Annotated in this window: 24 protein-coding genes; 11 read left to right on the top strand and 13 right to left on the bottom strand. The window is 59.2% G+C overall.

Features of this window, described 5'->3' with window-relative positions; genetic code table 11:
* Positions 1-17: 17 nt before the first annotated feature.
* A complete protein-coding gene (locus P353_RS09695) occupies positions 18-995 on the top strand; it encodes a c-type cytochrome (RefSeq protein WP_034368554.1) in 978 nt (325 codons plus the stop codon).
* 286 nt (positions 996-1,281) lie between these two features.
* Here P353_RS09695 and cyoE read toward each other — a convergent pair whose 3' ends face one another.
* Both cyoE and P353_RS09685 read right to left on the bottom strand, forming a co-directional pair.
* The gene (cyoE, locus tag P353_RS09690) at positions 1,282-2,187 is read right to left on the bottom strand and encodes a heme o synthase (RefSeq protein ID WP_003062379.1); all 906 of its coding nucleotides are present in this window, start codon (positions 2,185-2,187) and stop codon (positions 1,282-1,284) included.
* Between the two features lie 24 nt (positions 2,188-2,211).
* Positions 2,212-3,390, bottom strand: coding sequence for a COX15/CtaA family protein (locus P353_RS09685; RefSeq protein WP_034368714.1), 1,179 nt, complete (start codon positions 3,388-3,390; stop codon positions 2,212-2,214).
* A gap of 661 nt (positions 3,391-4,051) precedes the next feature.
* Between P353_RS09685 and P353_RS09680 the strand changes: the two genes are divergently transcribed.
* Positions 4,052-5,359: a tyrosine-type recombinase/integrase gene (locus P353_RS09680; RefSeq protein WP_034368551.1), complete on the top strand. Its 1,308-nt coding sequence runs from the start codon at positions 4,052-4,054 to the stop codon at positions 5,357-5,359.
* 220 nt (positions 5,360-5,579) lie between these two features.
* Here P353_RS09680 and P353_RS09675 read toward each other — a convergent pair whose 3' ends face one another.
* Both P353_RS09675 and P353_RS27545 read right to left on the bottom strand, forming a co-directional pair.
* Positions 5,580-5,864 (bottom strand): hypothetical protein, encoded by a 285-nt coding sequence (locus P353_RS09675; RefSeq protein WP_034368549.1) that lies wholly within the window; start codon positions 5,862-5,864, stop codon positions 5,580-5,582.
* A 290-nt stretch (positions 5,865-6,154) separates the two neighbouring features.
* Positions 6,155-7,270 carry a hypothetical protein gene (locus P353_RS27545; protein WP_052084815.1) on the bottom strand — a complete coding sequence of 372 codons (1,116 nt, stop codon included), beginning with the start codon at positions 7,268-7,270 and terminating at the stop codon, positions 6,155-6,157.
* 80 nt (positions 7,271-7,350) lie between these two features.
* Between P353_RS27545 and P353_RS09660 the strand changes: the two genes are divergently transcribed.
* Together P353_RS09660 and P353_RS27540 are read left to right on the top strand one after the other, a co-directional pair.
* Positions 7,351-8,292, top strand: coding sequence for an HNH endonuclease signature motif containing protein (locus tag P353_RS09660; protein ID WP_034368545.1), 942 nt, complete (start codon positions 7,351-7,353; stop codon positions 8,290-8,292).
* Between the two features lie 119 nt (positions 8,293-8,411).
* Entirely contained in the window at positions 8,412-9,023 is a 612-nt protein-coding gene (locus P353_RS27540; RefSeq protein WP_157839587.1) for a hypothetical protein, read from the top strand.
* 43 nt (positions 9,024-9,066) lie between these two features.
* Here P353_RS27540 and P353_RS29900 read toward each other — a convergent pair whose 3' ends face one another.
* The 3 genes from P353_RS29900 to P353_RS09645 all read right to left on the bottom strand — a co-directional run bounded on the left by P353_RS29900 (position 9,067) and on the right by P353_RS09645 (position 9,784).
* Positions 9,067-9,258, bottom strand: a complete 192-nt coding sequence (locus P353_RS29900) for a hypothetical protein (RefSeq protein ID WP_232776393.1) — start codon at positions 9,256-9,258, stop codon at positions 9,067-9,069.
* Positions 9,259-9,465, bottom strand: coding sequence for a hypothetical protein (locus P353_RS29895; RefSeq protein WP_232776391.1), 207 nt, complete (start codon positions 9,463-9,465; stop codon positions 9,259-9,261).
* 121 nt (positions 9,466-9,586) lie between these two features.
* A complete protein-coding gene (locus P353_RS09645; RefSeq protein ID WP_034368543.1) occupies positions 9,587-9,784 on the bottom strand; it encodes a hypothetical protein in 198 nt (65 codons plus the stop codon).
* Between the two features lie 168 nt (positions 9,785-9,952).
* Between P353_RS09645 and P353_RS29890 the strand changes: the two genes are divergently transcribed.
* The 3 genes from P353_RS29890 to P353_RS09630 are packed head-to-tail and all read left to right on the top strand — an operon-like array spanning position 9,953 to position 12,939.
* Entirely contained in the window at positions 9,953-10,675 is a 723-nt protein-coding gene (locus P353_RS29890) for a hypothetical protein (RefSeq protein WP_080750504.1), read from the top strand.
* A gap of 4 nt (positions 10,676-10,679) precedes the next feature.
* The gene (locus tag P353_RS09635) at positions 10,680-11,117 is read left to right on the top strand and encodes a hypothetical protein (protein WP_034368537.1); all 438 of its coding nucleotides are present in this window, start codon (positions 10,680-10,682) and stop codon (positions 11,115-11,117) included.
* 1 nt (position 11,118) lies between these two features.
* Complete coding sequence (locus P353_RS09630; RefSeq protein WP_034368534.1) at positions 11,119-12,939, top strand: hypothetical protein; 1,821 nt, start codon at positions 11,119-11,121, stop codon at positions 12,937-12,939.
* Between the two features lie 58 nt (positions 12,940-12,997).
* On the opposite strand, the gene P353_RS09625 is transcribed toward P353_RS09630, so the two are convergent.
* A complete protein-coding gene (locus P353_RS09625) occupies positions 12,998-13,291 on the bottom strand; it encodes a YciI family protein (RefSeq protein ID WP_034368531.1) in 294 nt (97 codons plus the stop codon).
* 132 nt (positions 13,292-13,423) lie between these two features.
* Here P353_RS09625 and P353_RS09620 point away from each other — a divergent pair, with 132 nt between their 5' ends.
* The 4 genes from P353_RS09620 to P353_RS09605 are packed head-to-tail and all read left to right on the top strand — an operon-like array spanning position 13,424 to position 15,232.
* The gene (locus tag P353_RS09620) at positions 13,424-13,720 is read left to right on the top strand and encodes a hypothetical protein (protein ID WP_045839765.1); all 297 of its coding nucleotides are present in this window, start codon (positions 13,424-13,426) and stop codon (positions 13,718-13,720) included.
* Positions 13,717-14,352, top strand: coding sequence for a lysozyme (locus tag P353_RS09615; RefSeq protein WP_034368526.1), 636 nt, complete (start codon positions 13,717-13,719; stop codon positions 14,350-14,352). Before P353_RS09620 ends, P353_RS09615 begins: the two co-directional genes overlap by 4 nt.
* Complete coding sequence (locus P353_RS09610; RefSeq protein WP_034368523.1) at positions 14,340-14,834, top strand: hypothetical protein; 495 nt, start codon at positions 14,340-14,342, stop codon at positions 14,832-14,834. Before P353_RS09615 ends, P353_RS09610 begins: the two co-directional genes overlap by 13 nt.
* The gene (locus P353_RS09605) at positions 14,831-15,232 is read left to right on the top strand and encodes a crAss001_48 related protein (RefSeq protein ID WP_232776389.1); all 402 of its coding nucleotides are present in this window, start codon (positions 14,831-14,833) and stop codon (positions 15,230-15,232) included. The genes P353_RS09610 and P353_RS09605 overlap by 4 nt, the downstream gene beginning before the upstream one ends.
* A 366-nt stretch (positions 15,233-15,598) precedes the next feature.
* Here the strand turns inward: P353_RS09605 and P353_RS09600 are convergent, their stop codons facing one another.
* The 5 genes from P353_RS09600 to P353_RS09580 all read right to left on the bottom strand — a co-directional run bounded on the left by P353_RS09600 (position 15,599) and on the right by P353_RS09580 (position 18,720).
* A complete protein-coding gene (locus P353_RS09600; protein ID WP_034368521.1) occupies positions 15,599-16,162 on the bottom strand; it encodes a fasciclin domain-containing protein in 564 nt (187 codons plus the stop codon).
* Positions 16,163-16,369: 207 nt separating this feature from the next.
* Complete coding sequence (locus P353_RS09595) at positions 16,370-17,098, bottom strand: anti-sigma factor (protein WP_034368517.1); 729 nt, start codon at positions 17,096-17,098, stop codon at positions 16,370-16,372.
* The gene (locus P353_RS09590) at positions 17,095-17,673 is read right to left on the bottom strand and encodes a sigma-70 family RNA polymerase sigma factor (RefSeq protein ID WP_034368514.1); all 579 of its coding nucleotides are present in this window, start codon (positions 17,671-17,673) and stop codon (positions 17,095-17,097) included. Before P353_RS09590 ends, P353_RS09595 begins: the two co-directional genes overlap by 4 nt.
* Positions 17,674-17,739: 66 nt before the next feature.
* On the bottom strand, positions 17,740-18,315 hold the full coding sequence (locus P353_RS09585; RefSeq protein WP_034368511.1) for a DUF3455 domain-containing protein: 576 nt from the start codon (positions 18,313-18,315) through the stop codon (positions 17,740-17,742).
* Between the two features lie 150 nt (positions 18,316-18,465).
* Positions 18,466-18,720: a hypothetical protein gene (locus tag P353_RS09580; protein ID WP_034368509.1), complete on the bottom strand. Its 255-nt coding sequence runs from the start codon at positions 18,718-18,720 to the stop codon at positions 18,466-18,468.
* Positions 18,721-18,725 lie beyond the last annotated feature (5 nt).

The following is an 18,725-nucleotide window of genomic DNA, read 5'->3' as shown; positions in this document are numbered from 1 at the left end:
GAGTTCGGGAGTTGACAATGTCGAACAAACAACAAGCTGCTTCCAAGAGCTCCAATCTCGCTGAATACGCCGTGGTGGCCTGCCTGTTCGCAGGTCTGGGCGGCGCGCTCTGGTATGGCATGAGCATCAGCAGTCCCAAGAAAGCCGAAGAACCGGTCAAGGTGGCAGCGCCTGCTGCAGAAGCCCAGGCCGTGACCGTGGCTGCCAAGCCCGGTGAATTCACACCTCCTGGCGCCAGCGACTACCCGGAAGGCCCCATGGGCGAGTGGGTGCGCCGTGGCGAAGCGATCTTCACACGCACGCCGGTCAATGCCGTAGGCTTCTCGGGCAACCCGCTGAGCTGTACCAATTGCCACCTCGACGCAGGTCGTTTGAAGGGCGCAGCCCCCATGTGGGGGGCCTACCCCATGTACCCGGCCTATCGCAAGAAGACCGACCATGTGGACACTTTTGCCGAGCGCGTGCGCGGCTGCTTCATGTACTCCATGAACGGCAAGGCACCGGACGACGGCCATGACATTCTGGTGGCGCTGGAGTCCTATGCCTACTGGATGGCACAGAAGGCCCCCACGGGCGAGAAGCTGCCCGGTGCAGGTTTCAAGAAGGCGGGAAAGCCCGAGGAGACTCCCACCTATGAAGCCGGTGCCAAGGTTTATGAAGCCAAGTGCGCGCTATGTCACGCAGCAGATGGCAAGGGCCAGTTTGTCGGCGATGTGGCCGTGTTCCCGCCGCTGTGGGGCAAGGACTCCTATAACTGGGGCGCCGGCATGCACGACATCGACAAAGCTGCCAACTTCATCAAGAACAACATGCCCTACGGCAATGCAACGCTGAGCGATCAGGAAGCCTGGGATGTGGCGACCTTCATCAACAGCCAGGAGCGTGGCCAGGATCCTCGCTTCAACGGCAATCTGCAGGCTACGGCCGAAAAGCACCATGGCAAATACTCCATGTACGGCAAGGAAGTGAACGGCAAGCTGCTCAAGGGTCTGTAAATGGACGTTTGATCAGGTCTGCCGGATGCCAGCTCATGGCCAGCCCTGTAGTCGGGGCTGGCCTTTTTTGTGATCGGGGTGGCCAGAATGCGTGTCCGGCTAAGTAGCCGTTGAGCCATCGGCGGTAAGTTGCGCCCCGGGCGCGGAGCCCATGGTTTGGCAGGGCTGAACAAGATCCATTGAATCCGCACTCAAACGTAGACTCGGAAAGCACGGAAAAATCACTTTTTGATGGTCGTAAAAAAGCCCGGCGAGCCGGGCTTTTGCAATGGCAGGGCTTGAAAGGTCAGGCCATGAACAAGTAGTGATCCACGAGCAGGGCGAGAAACAGCAGGCTCAGGTGAAGCAGTGAAAAACGGAAGGTGCGGCGCGACAGCTCGTCCGAGTAATTGCGGTACAGGGCCACGGCATAGGCGATAAAGCCTGCACCCAGAACGACAGCCGCGAACAGATACAGCCAGCTGCTCATGCCGTACATGAAGGGCAGCAGACCGGCTGCAAACAGCACAACGGTGTAGAGCAGAATCTGCAGGCGCGTGTATTCGCTGCCATGGGTCACGGGCAGCATGGGCAGGCCGGATTGGCGATAGTCCTCCACGCGGTACAGGGCCAGGGCCCAGAAGTGGGGCGGAGTCCAGAGGAAGATGATGAGGAACAGAATCAGCGCCTCGGGGCCGACATTGCCTGTCATGGCGGCCCAGCCCAGCACGGGCGGCATGGCGCCAGAGGCTCCGCCGATCACGATGTTCTGTGGCGTGGCGGGCTTGAGAACCACGGTGTAGATCACCGCATAGCCGACAAAGGTGGCCAGTGTCAGCCACATCGTCAGCGCATTGGTCCAGACCAGCAAAATCGTGGCGCCAATCATGCAGAGAATGGCCGAGAAGGCCAGTGCCTGCTGACTGGAGAGTTCGCCGCGCGCGGTGGGGCGCCAGGATGTGCGCTTCATCTTGGCATCGATATGACGCTCCACCAGGCAGTTGAAGGCCGCAGCGGCAGCCGCAACCAGCCATATGCCGACGCAGGCAACGCCCATATGTATCCACTGATTGGCTGTGGGCCAACCAGGAACGGCCAGCACCATGCCGATCAGGGCGCAGAACACGATGAGCTGCACCACGCGCGGCTTGGTCAGTGCATAGAACTGGCTGATTCGCGAGGTGTTATTCAACAAGGCTTCACTTTGACTCATGCAATCACTCTTTTACGCTATGCCTCAGGCTGGGCGGCGCGCCATTTCGGGCCCGGGGGCGGCGACGGCATTTGCGCGCGTCACGGCCAGACTCCAGACCACAATCGTTACCAGGGCCGCGGCTCCACCGGTGTGAAGCACGGCCGCAACCAGGGGCCAGTCCAACACCACGTTGGACAGACCCGTCAGAACTTGCAGCACTGCAAAAAATCCCAGCAACTGGCGCTGCTTGGCCAGTGCAGGAGCATGGCGCAATGCCCACCACAGACCAGCCAGTGCCACAACCACCACATAGGCCGCCAGACGGTGGGTGTAGTGAATAGCGGTCAGCGCTTCGAAGCTGATGTGGCTGCCGTCCTTGAGCATGCCCAGAGGGCGCCAGATCTGCATCGCTTCGGCAAAATTCATGGCTGGCCACCAGCCACCCTGACAGCCGGGGAAGGTCGTGCATGCCAGCACGGCGTAATTGGTGCTGACCCAGCCGCCCAGGCTGACCTGGACGATGAGCAGCGCGAGGCAAAGCCACAGCACAATGCGCAAGCGTCTGGCGATCAGGGCCGGAGAGCGGCCAGCTTGCTGCTGGCTAAGGCCCGATGCAGGAATGGCCAGCAATGCCAGCAAGCCGGTACCGCCCAGCAGGTGCAGCGTGACGATGGCCGGAAACAGTTTCATGGTGACCGTCAAGGCGCCGAAAGCGCCCTGTATGCAGACCCATACCAGAGCCAGAGTCGGCCACCAGGGGTTGGCCGCTCCGCTGAAAGACGCATGCTGACCCTTGCGCCTGGCGGCCCGTGCCTGCTTCCAGCTCATGACTGTCATGGCAATGATGAGCACGCCGACCGTGGTCGCCAGATAGCGGTGAATCATTTCCACCCAGGCCTTGCCATGGGTGACCGGGCCGGTCGGCATGGCAGCTTGCGCTTCGGAGATCTGGGCATGCGCTGCAATAGGGCTGGCCGTGCCATAGCAGCCAGGCCAGTCAGGGCAGCCCAGGCCCGAGTCTGTCAGCCGTGTGAAGGCGCCGAATAGAACCAGATCGAAGGTCAGGAACAATGTCAGCACGCATAGCGCCTGAAGGCGTCTGCCGGAACCCGTGCCGCGATTGCGCCACCAGACCCAGCATAAAGGTCCCAGGGCCAGCGCCAGGCCAAAAGCCATCAGCTCCAGTGCAGGAGCCAGGTCGTATAGCTGTTGCTCTGTCATGCCATTGCTCCATGGGCCATCTTCCATTGCTTGGCCGCCTGCAATTCAGACAGGGCAGGGCGGTCAGCGGTCAGGGCAAAATCGCAAAGGCAAAGTGGCATGGTTTGGCAGGGGCGGTCAGTGCTTGGCCAGTATTTACAGAAATTATTGAAGATCCTGGTCAAGCTCAAAACGAGAGAAAAATCTGCTTGCCCATATCGAGCCTTGAGCGCTCCAGGACGAGGACTGTGCTCGACGCTTGGAGCAGTAGTTGAATGCAGGCTCTTTGATCCCGCACAATTTTACCCATGTGATTTGAGGCTAGGCAGTCGTGACCTGAGTGTCCCTAACAAAGAGGAAGAAAGGCTTGTCCTCAAAACCCTGCTTTCGGGGAAACTCCGAGGCAAAAAAATGCCCAAATGCTCCGATTTTGAACGGAGGCCACACAGCCATGATGTACGATAGCCCAAGCTCGCAGCCTGGAACTGTGGGCCTGTCGAGGACGGCTGCAGTCGTGGCTTCGTCTCAGACGCGGGCGTCGTTCAATGGTAGAACGGCGGTTCTCCTCTGAAAACTGCATAAATTCCACAAAACCTATACTAAAACCTATACTAACTTTTTTCCCTATACGGACGAGTTTGATTGGGTATGGTTGAGGCTAAGGCCGAGGGGTCAGGAAGTTATGTACTTTGACGTTCGCGCAGCCAAGCTGCTTGCACCCGGTGAGGTGTTAGCCGTTGAGGGATGCCCAGGCCTACGCCTTGTGGCAGTTAAATCGTCCAAGACTTGGACTTATCGCTATCGAGATGTTGCGGGTCGCCTCAAGCAGGTCAAGCTGGGGTCTTGGCCTGAGATGAACATTCAGGAGGCGCTTGGCATATGGACGAAGTACCGCGCTGACCGTGAGGCGGGTGTCAATATTGTCGAGCAGCGTAAGCAGGCCAAAGAAGAGAGCAAAAAGGCTTTGCTTCCCCAGGAGGAGGCTGTTTATAGCGTGAAGCGTCTGGCGCAGGACTATGTGGACGGGCATCTGGCCCATTCGCGAAAGCCTGAAGGTCTGGCTGCCGCGAAAAGTGCCTTTCTGCGATTGTTTGAGGCGAACCCAGATTTTGCCAACATGCCCGCAGACTCCGTCACTCGACAGATCGCCTTTGGAATCCTTGAAGTCAAAAAAATTGACGCACCATGTGCAGCGCAGAAGTTGCGCTCCATGTTTGGCGGCGCCTGGGACTATGCCTTAGACGCAGGCCGTATTTCTGGGGAAACGCCGAACTGGTGGCGATCAGTCCAGAAAGGGCGCTTGCTGTCCAAGGGGAAGAAGATGGGTGGCAAGCACATCGGCCGGCGTAGGCGCTTTTTGACCGACGACGAAATTGGTGTGCTGCTGAATTGGCTGCCCAATATGCAAGCGATCGGCATGGATGCCGTCATTCTGTATTTGTGGACGGGTACCCGAGGGTCTGAGATTTTTGGGATGAATGTCGAGCACCTTGCTGAAAAGGATGGCGTCCTGTGGTGGACGATCCCGAAGGCGCTGACCAAGAATGCGCGCTTCCCTGACGCGACAGACTTACGGGTTCCGCTGCTTGGCCGGGCCCGAGAAATAATTCAACGTCGCCGGAGGGAGGCAGACGAAGAAGGCAATTTGTTTGTGGGTGCCACAGGCAATCGCTACAGCACCCACACTTTTTCGGGATACCTCTACGACTTGCAGCCATATAGCCCGAAGTCAAAGCGCAAGGGGCGAGTGAGAAAGATCTTGCCTGTGACGGACTGGAGCGCTCATAACTTGCGTCGCACAACACGCACCATGCTCTCCGCGCTAGGCTGCCCCAAGGAGATTGCGGAGGCCATCGTGGGCCATATGCCAGAGAAGATCGAAGGCACTTACAACGCCTACTCCTATGATGCCGAGCGCATTTACTGGCTCGGCAAGGTTGATCAGCGCCTGGAGGAACTGGCTTCTTTGGCTTTGCCTGCGCGCCCATAACCGCTGTTGCGTGGCGGCAATCCGTGTGACACGGGCAGATTACGAGCTACAGCCAACAGCTCTTCATACAGCCAACCGATGCGACCAGGTGAGATTTCACGCGCCGGAGGGTATCGCTTGGAGCGCACTTCGCTCTCAAAAGTGGTGATGGAAATGGTTAAGGCCTTCGCCGCGGCCTCCTTGGACAGAATGATGAAGGGGAATGGGGTCGCTGTAGCAGTCATGATTTTGCTTTCTGTGCGGTGAAATATTTGCGGCCAGCCTCACTGGGCTGGTGATCAATGCCGTCCAGCATCCCGGCGCGATGCAGTGCATGAAGGGTGCTGCTGGCTTTGTTGCTGAAGCCAGTGGCGCGGTTGTATTCGTCCCACAGCGTTTGGCCTTGGGGGCAGCGCGCCTGCTTGCCGCCGGATAGCCCGGCAGCGCAGCAGGTAGGGCAGTTGAAGTGGTGGGCGATGTAGGCCTTGTCTTCTGGCAGGCCCACGGTGCTGGCGCTGGTTGCCATGAGGTCTCCCAAAAAAGCAGAACCCCGCTCAGTGGCGGGGCTCTGGGTGGTCGATAGGTTCGCGCCATCTGTCGCGCTTGCCGCTTCGGTCGCGGGCTCGGCGGCTCATGCTTGGCCTTTCTGCGTCTGGGAGCGCTGGGTGAGTGAATACTGCGGAGGGATAACGTCTTTGACCGTCTTGCAGGCGGGGCAGACATGCCGGTATCCCTTTCCTGGCGGGATGTAGAGGCCTGTCGGCGGGTCATGCTCCGGATGGATGCATGTTTTGTCTGAGGGTAGGTCGAAGAACATCACTCCCCCTTTGTTGCCGCGATAGCGGCGCGGTCGATGCGCTCGATTTCGGCCAGGCCCATGGCTGTGCCTTTTATCAGCTGACGCCGGCGGTCATCGCCAAAGTTCGGCATTTCCCAGTCGCCGGGCAATAGGGCCTCGGCCAGTGTGTCTCCGTAGCTGGTGCTGGTGGCATCCCATTCGCGCGAGCCTTCGGGCATGATGAAAAGAGCAGCCATAGCCGCGATCTCGTCGTTCACATGGTCGTCGTCGTGCTGCGGGTCGTAGCCTTCCTGCGTGATTTGGCGCTGACGCTCGGCCAGCACATCGCGCGCTGCTGGTGTCAGCGCATCGAACGCGCCAGGCTGCACCATGGGTGATTGACCATCCCACCACCAGCCGACGAACCCGCCATGATTGATGAATCCCCGCTCTGGCTGCGCGCCTTCGACGGGCTTCTCGATCGCATAGCCGGTGATCTGGTAGCCGCGCTCCTGCAGGTTCTTGAGCTTCAACGAGGCAACGTGGCAGAAGGCGGGCACCGCATGCGCGGGAAGTCCGGTAGCAGTAGCCAGCAGGGCGCGCACTGTGGAGGCGGTGTACAGCGCAACATCATCGGGCGCACGCCTGTCGCCGGTCACAACCCAGTCGGATGATGTTTCAACGCGATGCGCGTCTTCAGAATCCATGTAAGCGTCAGGCTCAGGCAGCACCACTGGCGCGGCTGCTTCCTTCTCGGCAATTTCTCGCTTGAGGTTGCGAATGGTGATCGCTGCTTCGGCGCGGCTCAAACGCGCAGCTGCTGCCGGGGTGGCAGCAAGCGCGGCGCGGGCCTGCCATGCGATCCAAGCATCCTCTGTTCCATTGTCTTCATAGAGGTTTGCATCAGCTTGCCACCTCTTGATGCTGTAGCCAACAAACGAGGCCCACTTCTCAAACGCCTCACGTTCATCAGGCACAGCCGCGGCTTCGGGCGCTGCCTGGGGCTCAGTGATCTGGTGCAGGCAGGGCTTTGTTGCTTCTGCCCATGCTGCGCGCCAAGCGAGGCGCTCATTGCGCAGCTGATTGAGATTCCAGTCTGCGTCGTAGTGGCGCTCGAAGGCTGCAATCAGAGCGTCGGGGATCTTGTCTTGCATATAGGTGGCTCCCAGAATGAGAAAAGCCCGCGGTGGCGGGCTGTGAAGGGTTAGGATCAGTGCCCAAAAGGGAGAGGGCAATGGCTTATTGGTGGGTAAATCACAAGCAGACATTCAAGTCTGAAATTTCCGGGCGGTATATATGGAGTCCCAAACGGAAAGCCAATGGCGGCTTTAATCAGACCTACGAAAACCTCCGATTGGTGAAGCCAGGAGACACGGTGGTTTCCTTCGCAGATGGGTATATCAAAGCCATTGGTGTGGCTACCTCGGTCTATCGTGATGAAGCGAAGCCTGAGGACTTCGGTGCTGCAGGAGATGCCTGGCATCCAGAAGGATGGCTGGTGCCAGTTTCCTGGGTGCCGCTTCCAGTACCGTTCAAACCCAAGGACCACATTTCCAAGCTCGTCGACAAGCTGCCTGAAAAGTATTCACCCATTCAAGACAACGGCAATGGCAATCAAGGGGTCTATCTGGCAGCAATCTCGGATGATCTGGGCAACGCGATTGTTGAGCTGGCAGGAATGGCCAACCACTCAGCCTTAGTCGATCGCGACGAAGAAATCGCTGAGTTTGAAGAGGACCAGGTGCAAAAGCAGTTGATCGAGTCCACAGTGCTGCCCAGTACTGAAGTCGACCAGCTAATCAAGGCTCGCCGCGGACAAGGGGTCTATCGCACTAATTTGCAGAAGCTTGAGAAGCAGTGCCGCCTCACGGGCGTGACCGATCTGCGACTGCTCGTGGCAAGTCACATAAAGCCTTGGAAAGACTGCACCAACGAAGAACGTTTGGACGGCCACAACGGCTTCTTTCTGTCTCCCCACGTCGATCGCTTGTTCGATCGTCACCTGATCAGCTTCAATGATGATGGTTCGATCATCACGGCGAGCCCGGCGGTTGTGAAGGCAATGCTGGCTTGGGGCCTTGATCCACAGATGCATGTTGGTTCCTTCACAGACGAGCAGAAGGTATATCTGGCGCATCACCGAGCCGCGCAGAAGACATCACCTGTGCAGGGTTAGGTAATCTTTGTGACGAGAGCATTAAGGGGCAAGCATAGGGCTCCAGAAAGCAAAAAGCCCGCTCAGTGGCGGGCTGTGGTTTTTGGGTGGGCTACCATCCTCCAAAAATTGGAGGGGTAATGGTTGTCACAGTAAAAATTGACGGCAGGCTGGTCTTATTGACTTCCATCTACGTTTCGATAGGCATTGCCGCACTATTGCTTGCATTTCCCAGTACATCAATTTGGTTGCCGTCGAATTCATCCGAGATGGCGAGCTGGGTTCAGGCTATCGGTGGAATTGCTGCGATTTTTTTCGCTGGTCGATATGTTGCAAAGCAGATTGCTCATGCCGATACGCAGCAGCGGCGTGTTCAGACAGAGGCTGAACTAGCTTCTGTTTGGGGTTGCATTTTTGCAGCGCGAGATGCCTACGCAGCCCTCATAGATCTGTCAAGGAAGCTCAGCGGGACAAAAGATCGACCTCCTAGTTCAAGCATTGAGCGAATAGAAGGTCTGGAGGAGTCAATTCGTACACTCCTTGGTTCAAACCCCCACCCCGCGGCAGTCGTCTCGCTGCTCACGATCTTGGCTGAGCTAGCCTATTCGCGAGTGGCAATCCGTGAGTGCGAGATAGAAAAGGATCGTGAGGCTCAGGCGTTAAAAGCAGATGCTCGGACACGAAAGGTCAGAAAAGCACTTGAGAATCTCACGGCCCTCTATAAATTCCTTGAGAAGAGTCAGGGTGCTTAACCCGTTGTCCGGCAGCTGTTGTATCTGAGGTTCATTCTGGCGTTCAAGCAATCACCTTCTTTATTTCTTGGAGCTGCACCTCAAGCCAGCCATTCTTGAGGGCCAACTCTTTGCAGAGCTGGGCGGCTTCTTGAAGGGGGTAGGGCTTGCTGCGCACTGCGGTGCGCTTGGCGGTGCGCAGCCATGCACCTTCATCAAAGGGCTCCGGCGGCTTGCCTCCCGCCTTTTGCGCCATCTAGCAAAGCCGCTCGTGCGCCTGCTTTGCCTCTTCCAGCATTCCGGGTTTGATGCCAGAGACGCGCCAGCCCTTGTGCACTGACACCGCATCCGCTTTGGCAGCCAGGCGGCGCTGGCGCTCGAGCTCCATTCCTTGAGCTCGCATGGCGGCCATGCGGGAATCGGTGATGGGGTCGCCGTTGTGATTCACGAAAGTCAGACTCATGGGAGCCTCCAAAGAAAAAGCCCGCTGGTCGGCGGGCCGTTGATTCATTGATGTGGGCGCGCGGCCCGGTTCAAGAAAATCTATGAATAGGTGATCAGTTGCTGGCGCTGGTTGTCAGCAGTTACGGTCGCTCTTTCAGGCATTGCACGGTCTTGTCATCCAGCCACTCGGCATGCATGCCGGGGCAGGCGAACTCGTCGCGCAGGCTTTGTGTGATGGTTTGGGGTTCATCGGCTTGGGCATCTGGCGCGGACAGCCAGGCCGCCAAAAGCAGGGCGCCGACGATGACCAGCAGGGAGTCAACAATCGTCTTCAGCATGAGATCTCCTGTTCAAAAATCGCGTTCAGCTTCAAAGCTGAAGGCCTAGAGGGGCCAGGCTTCTGGCGTGAGCGCCATCACCACGGCCGCGCCGACCAGGCAGAAGAGGCCGAAGCCGGTGAGAGCCCATTGCGCCGCGATCAGCAGCTTTGTGGTGTGGGCTGGCCGATGAGTCTGATTTCGACACTTTCACCGGCGGCCTTGCCGCTGACCATGAGCAGCCGTGAGATTGCGGAGCTGACAGGCAAGGAGCTGGGCCATGTGAACCGCGACATTCGCGCGATGCTGGACAGCCTGCAAGATGATCCAGAGCTGGAGCATGTGCGTGTGCCTGCTGGTGCCAATGACGAGAGCACGGTCACAACCAGTGGTACCAAAGCTGCTGTGGTGTTTGAACGCAAGGGGCAGGTGTTCTTTCGCCAGGCGCTGGCTGGCGTCTCCGAGGCATCTGTGTCTGGCGGCAAAGGCTCTTGGCTGTCCACCCAGGATCTGGAGCGGCCTGTGCCGTCCGAATACCAGCCCATGTTCGAGAAGGGGCAGCTTCCGGCGACTGGCCCCGATGGCGAGCGGCTGATTGTGGGCTGCGATGTGCCTTACTACGTACTCTCATATGACGCGCCGCTGGAATTCGTGACCACTGGTGCCACGCTCACGCTCCAGAACTACACCTTTCCCTGGCCCAGCCTTGATTCCTTGCCCACGTTGGCGGTGCGCGCCGTCATCGACCCGGGAAGCTGGCAGGGCAGCAGTGCAGCCGGCGTTGTGGAGCTGCTGCAGGAAGACAAAGTGATTGCAGCCTGGGCACTTCCGCCCCGCGGCTCGCCCGTTCCGCTGGCGTCCATCGCCCCCATCAACCCGGCCCAGATGACCGGATTCATAGCCTCTGCCTAGACCCATGAACACCATTGTTTGCAACACCTTGAGCGGCGCCGTCAGCGAGTACACGCGCCATGATTTTGATAGCGTCACGGCCATGCACTGCGCAGGTGTGGACGGTCTTTTTGCCTTTGGCGGCGACAACGATGCAGGCCTACCGATCACGACTGAGCTGCGCCTGCCGGCCACGCTGCGCGAAAACACCCTGAAGCAGCAGATTGCCATGGTCTATCTGTCCATGCGAGGGCAGGGCGAGGCCCGGTTCACGGTGTTCGGCCCTGGCCAGAGCTGGAGCTACCCGTTTCCCCTGCGCGTCAGTGACCAGACGCGCTGCCCAGTGGGCAAGGGTATTCGCGAGAACTATCTGGGCTTCGGCCTGAGCACCCCCAACGGCCAGGCCTTCACGCTGGATCGCGTAGAGGTGATGAGCGTCAAGTCCAAAACACGGAGAGTTTGAGATGGCAGAGTTTGATTTCAACGGCCCGGCCGAGATTGTTCAGGACAAGTACCAGCGCTCGATTGCTCTGGCCGATCAGGCCGTGCGCGAGTCCAAGTCGATGCAGGACGCTTTCAACAACCTGGTGCTGCCGACCCCCACCATCAGCGTGCGCTGGGGCACTATCGCGGCGCCATCCCTGCCGGAAGTGCTGGACCTGCCCGAGCTGCCCAAGGTCGGCTTTACCGCCCCGAGCAATATTCCGGGCGATCTGGACCTGGCCGGCCTGCCCGATGTGGAAGTGCCCGCCTTTGAGCTGCAGCCGCCGGCCATGGACTTTGGTGCTGCTCCGGAGCTGGTGATTGGCCAGGCCCCGGCCTTGCCCCAGATGCGCGAGGTAGCCATCCCCGATGCGCCCGATGTGAGCCTGCCGGACGCGCCGGCGTTTCTGGCGCTGACCACGCATAGCTTTGGCGGCGTGAATCTGCACGAGGACTGGCTGGACAAGCTGGATGACATGCCCGAGCTGCAGTTGCTGGAGCCCGCGCCATTCGAGTTCAAGCGCGCGCCGGGCTATGCCTCACAACTGCTGAGTAATCTGCAGGCCGTAATCAGTGCCCGCATTCAGGGCGGCACCGGACTGAAGCCCGAAGCAGAGCAGGCCATTTGGGATCGCTCGCGCGACCGCGAAACCCAGGTAGCTCTGGCGCGTGAGCAGGAGGTGATGCGCGCGGCTGAGGCTCTCGGATTCCCGCTGCCGTCTGGCGTGCTGGTCGGACAGCTGGCCGATGCTCGGCGCGAGTACCACGACAAGCTTTCGGGCCTGTCGCGCGATATCGCCATCAAGCAGGCCGAGCTGGAGCAGGCCAATGTGAAGGACGCAATCACCCAAGGGCTGGCGCTGGAAGGCCAGTTGATGGACCAGGCCATGCAACTGGATCGACTGTCGTTTGAAGCAGCCAAGGCGACGGCCGACCATGGCATTGCGACCCATAACGCGGCGCTCGAGCGCTTCAAGGCACTGCTGGATGGCTACCGTGCCTATGCCATGGCCTATGAAACCGTGGTCAAGGCCGAGATGAACAAGGTCGAGGTCTACAAGGCCATGCTGCAGGCCGAGCAGACCAAGGCCGAGATCAATCAGTCACTGGTGGCGCGCTACAAGGCCGAGATCGATGGACGCATGGCGGCCGTGGAAATCTACAAGACCCGCGTGCAGGCCGCCCAGACGCTGGTGAGCCTGGAGCAGACCCGAATTCAGGCCGGTGGCGAAGCGATCCGCGCCTTTGTGGCAACCCTCAACGCCGAGACTTCCAAGGTGGAGCTGTACAAGGCCCGCGCCCAGGGCGAGGCTATCAAGCAGGATGCCTACCGATCCCAGGTACAGGCGTACAGCGCCTTTGCCAGCGCCCAGGCCGAGCGCGCCCGGGTGGCAATTGCCCAGGCCCAGGCCAAGATTGCCGCCAAGGGCCTGGAGTGGGATGGCTGGAAGGCGCGCCTTTCTGCCGAGGTGGCGAAGATGGACGCCGCGGCCAAGCAATCAGCCATTCTGGTGGACGGCTACAAGGTGAGCGCCAATGCCATCGAGGCCAAGGCTGCCAGCTATATGCGCCGCTGGGAAGCGGACGTCAAGCAGTACGAGGCCGGCAGCAACATCAGCCTGCAGACAGCCAAGCTCAATGCCGATGTGGCGATTCAGAGCAATGCCGTACGCCTGGAGGCGGCCAAGATCGGCCTCACGACTTCGGCGCAGCGCGTGGCCAGCGCCTGGAGCATGGTGTCGGCTTCGGCTGGAATCTCTGGCGGCGTTGGCTGGAACTACAGCGGATCGCTTGATCAGTGAGGAGGGACTGGAAACGACCCTGAGCCGACTCACAAAATTTGTGTCGATGTAGAGAGCGCTACAAGGTAACGGAGATTTCTTGAAGCGCCTTGCCCCACTGCAAGAGCTTATAGCCACGCTTACTGTGAATGAAATAGGGGTCTTGTTCCACTAGCTCTACTGCACGAGCCTTTGACATTTCGGCAAGTACCCAAAGCCCGCCACCGAATGGCGCACTCTCATTTTCACGAAGCCCTCCGGCTAGAAGAATTTCTTTTTGATTGGCTCTCAAATATGCCAAGTGAGCAGGCTCGAACTGTTCACGAATTGCGTGCATTTGCGGCATCGGCTCAAAGATTGCTACCCAACGCATGACTTGCCCATCTCCTTCCTAGACTCAAAGTGCAATTGCATTTTGACTGCTTCTGGCCGATAGCGGCCTGCAGTAGGGCGTACACCCCTCTAGGGTTCGACCATTGAGTCCAGCCCCGGAACACTCCGGGGCATGAAAAAAGCTCTCGCATCAATGCTGGCGCTGCTGGGCATTCACCAGCATCTGAGTGCCGAGCAAAAACAAGACATAGCCATCGCGGCTGTGCAGACTACGCCAGGAGCTGCGTCAGCCGGAGCAGCGCGGCTGGGCGGGCTTCCTCTCAGTGATTGGGCCGTGGTGGCAACCATCGCCTTTGTGGCGCTGCAGGCGGCCTATCTGATTTGGAAGTGGCGCCGTGACTATGTGCACGAGCAGGCCCGCCAGGAGCTGCGCGATAAGGCCAAGGCTGCCGTAGGAGGCACGCCATGAGCAAGATTCCAGCACAACTGCGCGCGAGCATCGGCGCTTTGCTGGTGCTGAGTGGCTTGGGCGGTGGAACCTACTACGTGGACCAGGCCGCGACGGCCGAGGCTCAGCAGAATCAGTACATCCAGGCGGTGGCGGCTGACCCTGAGATGCCCGATGGCATGCGCATCGCCATGGTCATGGCCGCGTTCTATGAATCCAGCAATCGCCACATCGGCACGCCTTACGTGGACAAGGTGGGCAAGGGCCAGCCGCTGACGGTCTGCAATGGACTGACTGGCAAGGATGTGGTCGCCGGCAAGCGGTACAGCCCTGCAGAATGTTTCCACCTGGAGAAAAGGCGCTATGTGCAGTATGAGCAGATCGCCAAGCGCTCACTGACTTACTGGGGCAGCTACAACCCCTTCCAGCAGGCTACGTTCTACGACTTTCTGCACAACAAGGGCGACGGCAAATTCCAGACCAGCACCATGAGGCGCGATGCAAACGCGGGCAACTGGGTCAAGGCCTGCCGTGAAAACGTGCGCTGGAACAAGGGCACGGTCGATGGCGTGTCCGTGGTGCTGCCCGGGCTGAAGATCCGCGGCGATGCGAATGCCGAGCTCTGCGAGTGGGGCCTGTCATGGCGCGGCTGACCATCTACGCATCCCTGGCAGCCGCTGCCGCCGGCGCGGCGCTGGCCTGGTCCTTTCAGGCTGCGCTCCTGGGTGCCGAGTTGGCCGACGAGCGCCTGCAGGCCATCCAATACCGCGAGCAGATCGCCGATGAACGCACGGCCGCCGGCCGCCGCGTGCTGGCCGTCGAACGCACGGTCAACGCCACATACCAAGGAGCCCTGAATGACGCCATCCAGAAGCAGGCCGGTTTGCAGGCTGCTGCTGATCGCGCTCGCCGCGAGCGTGACGGCATGCGCAAGCAACTGTCCGAAGCCGAGCAGCGACTTGCCGATGCTTCCCCCGCCGCCCTCATCGAGTACGCCCGAGCCCTTGGAAAAGTATTCGGACAGTGCAGCCAGCGATATGCAGAGCTGGCAATCCGAGCTGATGGCCACGCAGCTGATGCAGCAACCTGCCGCGCAGCCTGGCCAGTGATCCCCCAAACCAAGGAAACCCAATGAGCAAAATTGCAATCACTGAGCAGATGGTCGGCCGCTTCTTGTCCTGGCCGCTGCCGGCTGACTTTGCGCCTGACTGTGGCATCTCCTTCATCCGCTCTTCACACCCTGGCATGAGCCCCACGGGCACGAACCTGCTGCACTTCGGCCAGGCCAAGGAGATGCTGGAGCACTGCATCAATGGTGGCACTGCCAGCGCCGGCGCGCTGCCGCCCCACCAGCAGCGCGTGCTGGATGAGAAGCAGGAGCTGGACATCCGCATCACCAGGCTGGACGAGTTCATTCTGCGCAATGCCTTGTTCCGCCAGCTGGACCCCGAAGAGCAGGCCCGCATGCGCCGCCAGCTCGATGTGATGCGCGAGCTGTCTGTGATCCTGGGCGAGCGCATCTCTGCTTTCTAAGCCTCGCGGCCCGCACCGGGCGGCTGCCGGATGTACCCGACTGAGCGTAAACAACTACTCTGCGGAACCAATTGGCGCAGGCATACTGTTTGGAAATTTAAATCGACAGGTGCTGCTATGAAATGGCTGCTTATCAGTTTTGCGCTTGTTGTGCTCACGCTCTGCGTCAGCTTTGTTGCATCAGTTGCGGACGACCTCAGGAGAGCTGGCGACGAAAGCTGACTGAGTTTTCGTCTCAATAGCCGTCGACCAAAGGCATTTCCGTGCCATCGACCGCAATCATCACGCCCGTGGTGTTGCGGTCGATTTCAAGGGGCGTCCCATATTCAGCTGAGGTTTGTTTAGAACCTCTAACTGCAGGCTTGCTTATTTGGGGAGCAAAACCTTGTCGATCACGTGAATCACGCCATTGGATTGATAGACGTTAGGAATGGTCACTGTGGCCGTGCCGCCTTTTTCATCCGTCAGCATGATTTTCTTGCCGCTGGCCTTGGCCGTCAGGGTGCCACCGCTGACTGTTTTGATCATGGCCTTGCCTTTGCCGTCCTTGATCATCTTGCTGAGTGCTGCGGCATCCCATTTACCCGGGACGACGTGGTAGGTGAGGATCGTTGTCAGCGTGTCTTTGTTTTCAGGCTTGAGCAGCGTATCGACGGTACCAGCGGGAAGAGCATCAAATGCGGCATTGGTGGGCGCAAAGACGGTAAATGGACCGGGGCCCTTGAGCGTGTCGACGAGGCCAGCAGCTTTGACCGCCGCGACCAGCGTAGTGTGATCCTTGGAATTGACTGCGTTGTCTATGATGTCCTTGGAGGGCAGCATGGGGGCTCCACCCACCATCACATCAGCCATTGCCGCGATGGACACAGCAGACATCGAGATTGCCAGGCTGAACGAGGCCAACTTACGTGCAGATTGAATCGAGAACATGGATGCTCCTTGATGTACAAGCCGAAAAATGCCGGCTGAAAAGAATACGCAGCCACTTTCTATCTGGATTCATTGAATTTCGTTATCTATTCTTTGCTGGCGATTCGTCAGGTGCAAGGGTGTAAGGCAAGGTTGCCTCTACCGGCTGCAATGCTTGCTTTTGAAGATGCCGGGCGGTGGCTCATCAAGCCTTGACGGGCGGAAGTCTTAGATCTGTACGGCTCGACCAATGAACTGGATGGGGCCAGTGGGTCGTCCAACCGGTGAGCCGCCATAGGGCTCCAGGGTCAGCTCAAACAATTGGTTGGGCTGCAGTGGAGGGAGCTTGTCCACTGGAACCTCTATGGCCTCGCCTGGTTTTACCAGGCCAAGCGATACTGGAGCGCTCCAGCCATCAGCCTTGGTCCAGAACTGCAGGGATTTTTCTGCAGGAACGTTATCGGTGCCTAACGGCACCAGACGCAGCCTACCTTCTGTCTGGGCTTGCACCAGCCAGCCAGGAGACTGACTTTGAGGTGCTGCCAGCACCACAAAGTAGCGTGGTGCAGCGGGGGCAGGAGTCTCGCGCGTTACAAGGACTGCTGCCAACACGGCGGCTGCGGCGAAGCCAGTGCCTGTCAGTCCACGCCATAGAGAAAGGCTGTCCCACTGCCACCAGCGAATCTTGGCCGCTGTAGCTTGAGTAGGCTTGGGCTGTGCAATGCTTGCGACGATGCGCTGCCACACGCCGGCTGTCGGTTCGATCGGCTCGGCCAGGGATGCGAGCGGCAACAGGCGTTGCTCCCACTCATCCACTGCTGCACGCAGGGCCGGCTCATATGTCAGACGGGATTCAATGGAGCGGCGCTGATCTGCATTGAGCGTGCCCAATACATACTCTCCGGCCTGGGTATGCAGGTCGTCTGGAGGCAGTGATTGTTGGGTTTCGCCGCTCATTGCATGCATTCCCGCAGTGCGCGCAGTCCGCGCTGAATCCAGGCCTTTACTGTGCCCAGGGGTGCTTTGACCCGCTCGGCAATCTCGCTGTGGCTGCAGCCGTCCACATAGGCGTGCAACAGGCAGGCACGGCGCGCTGGCTCCAAGCCATCAAGGCAATGCCCCAGACGGCCAAGCGAGGCCTGTCGTGCAAGCTCATCGCCGCTTTCCTGCCACGTCGCAAGAGCTGCCTGTGCATCGAGGTGAGTCGTAGCCGGTTCATCCAGCACGGTCTCTCGCGCGCTATTGCGCACTCGATTCAGGGCAGCATGTCTGACGACGCTGTAGATCCAACCCCGCCCAGCACCTCGGCCGGCGTCAAAGCTCGATGCGCGCTCCCAGATGGACACAAAAGCATCGTGCAGAACATCCTCTGCAGCAGCACGATCCCGAACAATTCTGAGAGCAACACCAAGCAGGTAGCGCGCTTCGCGCTCATAGATGCTGCGCAAGGCCTCGCGATCACCTCGCGCACAGGCTTGTAGCGCAGCGTCGTGGTCGAAAGCGTCGTCGTTGAGGGCGGCTGCAGGCGGCACAAATAAAGAGGTAGAAGGAAATAGAGATAGATCCTTCAACCATTCTAGTCATGCCGTTGCAAAGCCTTACATCGTGGGTTTCCAGAAGATGTAATCAGCCTGGTACTTGACCATGGTCTTTTGGCCTTTGGTGGCTGTTGTGCAGGGTTTGTCTGCAGGAGCAACACCCCCTTGGAGCGCGACGCGCTGGATGTAGCTAACGTCTACCAGCGCGCCGGCACCCATGGCGGGATTGGCCTTTACCAACTGGTAGGGCAAGCTTCCAGGGCTAGATGGTGCGACTGCGAGCTGTGTAGCCGTGAGCTTGGAGCCGTCATTGGCTTCCCAGGTGGCGGGAGGTCCGTAGTAGCGGCCCACAGTCTTGCCGGAGCGATCTTTCAACACCGCATCGGGACCGACGAAGACCCATTCGGTTTGGCCAGGTGCATTGGCCTTGTCCCGGCACTCATAGGTGATGTCGCCACTGCCAACTGTTTCCCAGGCTACCTTGTGACCGGCGGGAACCTGGATGGGGGCAGGCAGCGAAGCCTGAGAGAAGCTGCTGGCTGGTGACTTCATCGAGCCGCATGCAGCGAGCAGGGCTGCAGCGGAAGTGACGGCAGCAAAGGCGGCGAGGCGGTATGCGAAGCGAGTGGTCGACATTGAGATTCTCCAATTAGATCGGTTGGAAGGATTCACTGAAGCAGCACATTGCTTGTGTTGCTGCAGGTACTACCCGCGAGATCGATGTTTGGATGCACCCGATGCAAATTTTTTTGAAAATATTCCGTAACGCTATAACTCGTGGCCGCTTTAGTAGCCCTCAACCAAAGGCATTTCGGTCCCATCGACCGCAATCATCACGCCCGTGGTGTTGGGGTCGATTTCAATTGGGACGCCCCACAGCTCATTGGGCTTGCCGAACGAATTGACGATGTTGAACTGCCGCAGCTCCTCCGGCGGGATCTTAATCAGCTTGGGGTAGGCGTTGTTGTGGGCCTTCCAGTGCTTCAGGAAAGTTTGGCAAACGCGCTTGTGGACTGTGTGGATCGGAGATTCATCGGTCATGGCGC

The organism is Comamonas testosteroni (assembly GCF_000761245.1).
Classification (GTDB): Bacteria; Pseudomonadota; Gammaproteobacteria; order Burkholderiales; family Burkholderiaceae_C; genus Comamonas; species Comamonas testosteroni_C.
This window is presented reverse-complemented; position numbering and strand designations above follow the sequence as displayed.